Consider the following 6287-nt stretch of genomic DNA (forward strand, 5'->3'; position numbering starts at 1 on the left):
TAAAAAAACACGGCCGCTATAAGTGGCCGTGTTTTAGCTTTATTCTATAGTTAATATTGCTTTTAATTTGATACTAATTTCATTTTTTCATCTACCAGGCTCATGAAATTCTTTTCAAGTTCCCTTAGTTTTTCTTGGCTTTCCTCTAAAGTTTTGCTATTTACACCGAAATAAAACTTAACCTTTGGCTCGGTACCTGAAGGTCTTAAACATACCCAAGAGCCATCTGTAAAGGTATATTTTAAAACATTCGACTTTGGTAAATCGATCTTTTCATCTCCATCAGGGGTGACCCGAATGCTTGTTAAATAATCTTCAGCAGTTAACGTCGTTAGATTGCCTAGATTTTCAATAGGCTCTGAACGGAAGGAAGCTAGTAAGCGTTGAATCATCTCTGCTCCTTCCTTGCCTTTTAAGGTCAAAGAACGCAAGCCTTCTTGGTAATAGCCATATTTATCAAATACCTGCATGAGGCCATCATAAAGAGATAAACCTTGTTTTTTATAATATGCAGCAACCTCAGTAGCTAATAAAGCCGCTTGTACAGCATCCTTGTCACGTGCAAAATCTCCTATTAAGTAACCATAGCTTTCTTCATAACCAAACAAAAAGGTATGCTCACCAGTTGTTTCATACTGATTGATTTTTTCAGCAATAAACTTAAACCCTGTTAACACATCAATCGTTGTCAATTCATAGGCATCTGCAATTTTTCTGCCAATATCTGAAGTCACAATGGTTTTTAAAACAACACCATTTTCTGGCAATGTACCTTTACTTTTCTTCTGTGAAAGGATGTAGTCTAACAATAAAGCACCTGTTTGATTCCCCGTTAAAACGACATACTCTCCTTCAGGATTTTGAACAGCAATTCCTAATCGGTCAGCATCTGGATCAGTTGCAATCAATAGGTCTGCACCAACGTTTTTTCCATATTGGATGGCAAGCTCAAATGCTGCATGTTCTTCAGGATTCGGGCTTTTTACGGTTGAAAATTGCGGATCTGGAAGTTCCTGTTCTTTAACCACTGTGATTTGATCATACCCTAATGCGTCAAGAGCTTGTCTGACTGGTTTATTAGCAGTCCCATGGAGTGGAGTAAAAACAACTTTAACATCCGTTTCCTTCGCGAGTGAAAGGTCTTCAGAGATTGTTTTTAACTTTTCAATATAAGCTTGGTCGATCTCAGCTCCTATGGTATTGATTAGACCCGCAGCCCTTAGGTTTTCTTCACTATCTACCTCAATTAATAATTCATTTTCTATTTGGTTTACCTTTTCAATTACTATATCGGCACTCTCAGGCGGAAGCTGTCCTCCATCTGATCCATATACTTTATATCCATTATATTCGGGCGGGTTATGACTAGCCGTTACAACAATACCTGAGAAAGCCTGTAAGTATCTTAATGCAAATGACAACTCGGGAGTTGGTCGAAGCTCGTCAAATATATACGTTTTAATTCCTTTGGTTGCCAGTGTCTTAGCTGCTTCCATGCTAAACTCTGGGGATTTATGCCTTGAATCATAAGCGATCACAACACCTCGCTGCTTTGCCTCAATTCCTTGTTCCTCTATGTATGCTGCTAAACCTGCTGACGCTTTTCGAACGGTGTAGATATTCATTCGATTAGTTCCGACACCAATCTCACCTCTCATACCGCCAGTACCAAACTCTAAATTTTTATAAAAGACTTCTTCTAACTGTTTTTCATCTGATTTTAATTCTGAAAGCTCTTTTTTTAACTCCGGGTCTAAGCTGGGAAATTCAAGCCATCTTGTTGCATTTGTCTTCCAATTCATTTTAAATCCTCCTGTTTTTTCATATCTTATTATTGTTTCTGAATCAACGCTTATTACTCCTTTAAAAATCCTCAGAAATAATCCGACAAATTTCTCACTATTCCAAGTTTATTTTATAATTTAATCCTTTCAATTCACAAGGTATTCTATATAAAAATAAAAAATGTCTGCAAAGGTGCAGACATTTTTTTAAATAAGCAGGTCATTGGCAGCTTTTGTATAAGTGCTAAAGATGCTACTCTTCATATTTTTCGCTTCTACAAATTGTTCAAATTCGAATGGGAAGAAAAGGCCAAATTCTTGCAGGTTTGCTGCATTCTTTTCAAAAAGCGGCTCATAATGTTGGTATAGAGTTGGTGACTCTAGGATGGAGATTAACGTCTGCATACTAGTCATAACTTGAAAAGCATCTTTTAACGTATTGAGTCCGTCAAAATTAGTAACTGAAGTATACAATACTTTTAGATGTTCAAACTGACTAATTTCGTCATCCGTAAAATAAAGAGGAAATACATTTGAATAAATATACCTAACAAGGCCACAAATCTCCTCTTCTTGACTTGGCGTTGAGGCAAAAACTATTTTCACTTGTAACCCACCTTTGCTCGTGACAGTTAACTATCGTATGATATTAATAAGAATAACATACTTAATTGGAATTTTCGGTGGTAATTATAACCACGATTATCGTTGTATAGAGGGAGATTGTATGCTAAAAACAGAACGAAAGGGTAACTGGCTAGAAATGATTATTCCTGTTAAATGGACTGGGAAAACACTGGAAGAAATTTTTCGCACGGAGTGGAAGGCACCCAAGAAGTTAACTCATTCATATAGGATGGAAGGAAAAGTCTTGGTGAATGGGGATACGGCGAATTGGAACAAAGCTCTTCAGCCTAATGAGAAACTCCTAATAAGACTATTTGAAGAAGAAGAAGTCAGCGGCACCCCTATGTTTCGCGAGGTTGAGATTTTATTTGAAGATGATCATTGTCTGGTAGTTAATAAACCTCCTTTTATTAACACACACCCAAATAATCTTGAGAAAGATACAAATACACTGATTAATGCCATTCTTTACTATATGCAGGCTAAAGGTCAACTTGTAAATATACACCAGATTCACAGGCTAGATAAGGATACCTCTGGTGCTATTCTCTTTGCAAAGCATGCATTGGCTGGTGCCATTCTAGACAGGAAACTGGAGAACCGAGAAATAAAAAGAACTTATATCGCAATGGTTCATGGAATTCTCAAAAAGAAAAAAGGGTTAATTCAAGAACCCATTGGGCGAGACCGTCATCATCCAACGAGAAGGCGTGTTTCCCAGTCTGGCCAGGATGCTGTTACCCACTACGAATGCATAAAAGAGGATATGCAAAAACAAGTATCCTATGTTAAATGCTGGCTGGAAACAGGCAGAACACACCAAATTCGCGTACATTTGAGCTATCTAGGTCATCCATTGGTTGGGGATGTATTATATGGAGGAAAGCCTAGTATCAAACGCCAAGCACTTCATGCAGCAAAGTTAACGTTCGATCATCCCATTACGGAAGAAAGAATAATATGTCATGCCCCCTTTATCGATGAACAGCCTATTTTTAAAGACATTGATATTTATCTAACATAGCAAAAGCCCCCAAGTTGGGGGCTTTTTACAATTAAAATTATCTCGCCTTTCTAAAGGTCCTCATGATTAAAGAAAGAATGAAAACAAGTGCAACTGCCCCGATTATAGCAGGTATAATCGCAAAGTCAGCCACATTTGGCCCCCAATTCCCAAATATCAAGGTTCCGAGCCAAGCACCGACGAAACCAGCAATAATATTTCCAATAATGCCTCCAGGTACATCTTTACCTACAATCAGCCCTCCTAGCCATCCAATAACTCCACCTACTACTAAGGACCAAATGAAACCCATTTAGAACACTCCTTTAAAAAATTTGTTTAGTTCCTGCAACTATATATGCTGCTAGATAGCAGTCTTTTAAGCAGAGTTTCATGTTCTGCTTGTATCATTTAAAGTACCCTGTTTTTCTAAATACATTCATACAACGATAAGTTACTTAAAGTTGACACATAAATTTCTCCTACCAGTTACATAGTAAAAAATAAACAGATTACACCCTTTGCTTTTGTAAAGTTTTTGTAAAGCGGAAAAAATGATTGTGATTTTCGACAAATATAGATAAAATTATTCAGTTATCTTTACTTTTTCTACATACATTTTTTTGGGGGTTTAACAGATGGCATTTAAGAAGAACGATAAGTTTTCAGTTTTACTTAGTAATATTTCAGCTAATTTAAAGGAAGGCGCTAACTTCTTCGCGGATTACAAATTAAAAAATATAAGTGATTTAAAAACATTCTCCGAAAGAATGAAAGAAATTGAAACTAAGGGAGACTCATACGTTCATGAAGTAATTAAGGAGCTAAATGATGCTTTTATTACTCCAATTGAACGCGAAGATATTCTCCACCTTGCCATCAGTATGGATGATGTTTTAGATGGACTCGAAGCATGTGCGGCATTATTTGAAATGTACAGCATTACACAGGCAGATGACTTTATGCTTCAATTTGTTGATGCGATCAAAGCTAGTGTACATGAAATTGATAAAGCAATTGAGCTTCTTGCAAAGAAGAAATTACCTCAGATGAGAGAACATGCAATCAAAACGAAAGACTATGAATCAAAGTGTGACAATATTCTGCGTCAATCTATCAAGCATTTATTTAGTATTGAAAAAGACCCGATCAGGATTATTCAATATAAGGAGATCTACGAAACCCTTGAAGAAATTGCAGATAGCTGCCAAGCTGTAGCAAACACTCTTGAGACTATTATAATGAAAAATGCATAAGGAGCATTCTAATGGACACTTTACTGATCTTGACCGTATTAATTGTCATAGGTGCGCTTGCATTTGACTTTATTAATGGATTTCATGATACGGCGAATTCAATTGCCACCTCTGTTTCGACTAAGGCATTAAGACCGCGGCAAGCAATTTTATTAGCTGCGGTAATGAACTTTGTTGGAGCAATGACTTTTACTGGTGTTGCAAAATCAATTTCAAAGGATATTGTCGATCCTTTCACACTGCAGAATGGATCAATTGTTATACTTGCTGCATTAATTGCTGCCATCACATGGAACTTAGTTACCTGGTATTATGGAATTCCAAGTAGTTCCTCACACGCTATTATAGGTTCAATTGCTGGTGCTGCCCTTGCTGCAGAAGGTTTTAACGCACTAAATTATTCAGGCTTTACGAAGATCATAAAAGCCCTATTAATTTCACCGTTATTAGCTTTTGTTGTCGGCTTTACCGTTTATAGTATCTTTAAAGTGGTATTTAAAAATTTTAATTTAACAAAAACGAACCGTAATTTCCGCTATATGCAAGTAGCTACCGCTGCATTACAGTCTTATTCCCATGGTACCAATGACGCTCAAAAAGCAATGGGGATTATTACATTAGCATTAATCGCTAACGGATATCTTGGCGCTGATGCAGACGTTCCTTTTTGGGTTCAATTTTCTTGTGCGCTAGCAATGGGACTAGGTACTTCTGTTGGCGGCTGGAAAATCATTAAAACGGTAGGCGGGAAAATCATGAAAATCCGTCCAGTGAATGGTGTTGCTGCTGACATAACTGGTGCTGCTGTTATTTTCGGAGCCACTTTCATGCATGTACCAGTAAGTACAACACATGTTATTTCTTCCGGTATCCTAGGGGTTGGGGCATCTCACCGTCTAAAGGGTGTTAAGTGGGGTACTGCTCAGCGAATGCTGATTACATGGGTGATCACCCTCCCTATTTCTGCACTGTTAGCCGCAGTTTCTTACTTTGTCTTAAACCTTTTCTTTTAAACTAAAGGCTGTGTCAAAGACTACTGTTGGTTTAAGAACCTGTTGATTGGAGTGGAAGGCGCTTGACTCCAGCGGGATGTACGAGCTGAGTGAGACCCCGCAGGTCGGAACGACCGAGGAGGCTCACGGGCGGGGCGAGCCCGCGGAAAGCATAGCGCCTGGAGTGCAAATCAACAGCCTAGTTTAACACAGCCAAACTTAAGGCTGTGTCAAAGGATACTGTTGGTTTAAGAACCTGTTGATTGGAGTGGAAGGCGCTTGACTCCAGCGGGATGTACGAGCTGAGTGAGACCCCGCAGGTCGAAACGGAGGGCACTGAAGAACTTCCGTTTTTTATATTTTATAAATAAGGAAAAGACATTATGGATGAAAAAAGACAAAAAAAGCAACTTCCTACCGAAATTCGAAGGAAAGTTGCTTATACCTCTGCCTATTTCCTATTCTTTTTCATTAAGAAGTTTTATTATCCGTTTGAGATTGACAGCGAATATGGTTGTGGCTCCTTGAATTTCCATACCAAATAAACCCGAGGATTTGGCTGTTTCAAAACCGTGCCCATGCTTGAGTTCACTATTTTTTGCTTCAATTTTATAGCGGTTTTTTG

At 38.1% G+C, this 6287-nt stretch carries 6 protein-coding genes and 1 pseudogene; 3 read left to right on the forward strand and 4 right to left on the reverse strand.

Going from position 1 to position 6287, the window contains the following annotated elements:
• Positions 1 to 62: 62 nt before the first annotated feature.
• Both BTR25_RS24985 and BTR25_RS24990 read right to left on the reverse strand, forming a co-directional pair.
• Positions 63 to 1802, reverse strand: a complete 1740-nt coding sequence (locus BTR25_RS24985) for a phospho-sugar mutase (RefSeq protein WP_075690690.1) — start codon at positions 1800 to 1802, stop codon at positions 63 to 65.
• Positions 1803 to 1991: 189 nt separating this feature from the next.
• Positions 1992 to 2390 (reverse strand): YhcU family protein, encoded by a 399-nt coding sequence (locus BTR25_RS24990; RefSeq protein WP_075690691.1) that lies wholly within the window; start codon positions 2388 to 2390, stop codon positions 1992 to 1994.
• A 121-nt stretch (positions 2391 to 2511) separates the two neighbouring features.
• Between BTR25_RS24990 and BTR25_RS24995 the strand changes: the two genes are divergently transcribed.
• The gene (locus BTR25_RS24995; protein WP_075690692.1) at positions 2512 to 3435 is read left to right on the forward strand and encodes an RluA family pseudouridine synthase; all 924 of its coding nucleotides are present in this window, start codon (positions 2512 to 2514) and stop codon (positions 3433 to 3435) included.
• 37 nt (positions 3436 to 3472) lie between these two features.
• On the opposite strand, the gene BTR25_RS25000 is transcribed toward BTR25_RS24995, so the two are convergent.
• Positions 3473 to 3727: a GlsB/YeaQ/YmgE family stress response membrane protein gene (locus tag BTR25_RS25000; RefSeq protein WP_075690693.1), complete on the reverse strand. Its 255-nt coding sequence runs from the start codon at positions 3725 to 3727 to the stop codon at positions 3473 to 3475.
• 325 nt (positions 3728 to 4052) lie between these two features.
• Here BTR25_RS25000 and BTR25_RS25005 point away from each other — a divergent pair, with 325 nt between their 5' ends.
• Both BTR25_RS25005 and BTR25_RS25010 read left to right on the forward strand, forming a co-directional pair.
• Positions 4053 to 4670, forward strand: coding sequence for a DUF47 domain-containing protein (locus BTR25_RS25005; protein ID WP_075690694.1), 618 nt, complete (start codon positions 4053 to 4055; stop codon positions 4668 to 4670).
• An 11-nt stretch (positions 4671 to 4681) separates the two neighbouring features.
• Complete coding sequence (locus BTR25_RS25010; RefSeq protein WP_075690695.1) at positions 4682 to 5683, forward strand: inorganic phosphate transporter; 1002 nt, start codon at positions 4682 to 4684, stop codon at positions 5681 to 5683.
• A gap of 437 nt (positions 5684 to 6120) precedes the next feature.
• On the opposite strand, the pseudogene BTR25_RS27305 reads toward BTR25_RS25010, so the two are convergent.
• Positions 6121 to 6287, reverse strand: a pseudogene (locus tag BTR25_RS27305) (IS5/IS1182 family transposase); the annotation flags it as partial.

It is taken from the genome of Bacillus sp. MRMR6, assembly GCF_001940785.1.
Classification (GTDB): domain Bacteria; phylum Bacillota; class Bacilli; order Bacillales; family Cytobacillaceae; genus Neobacillus.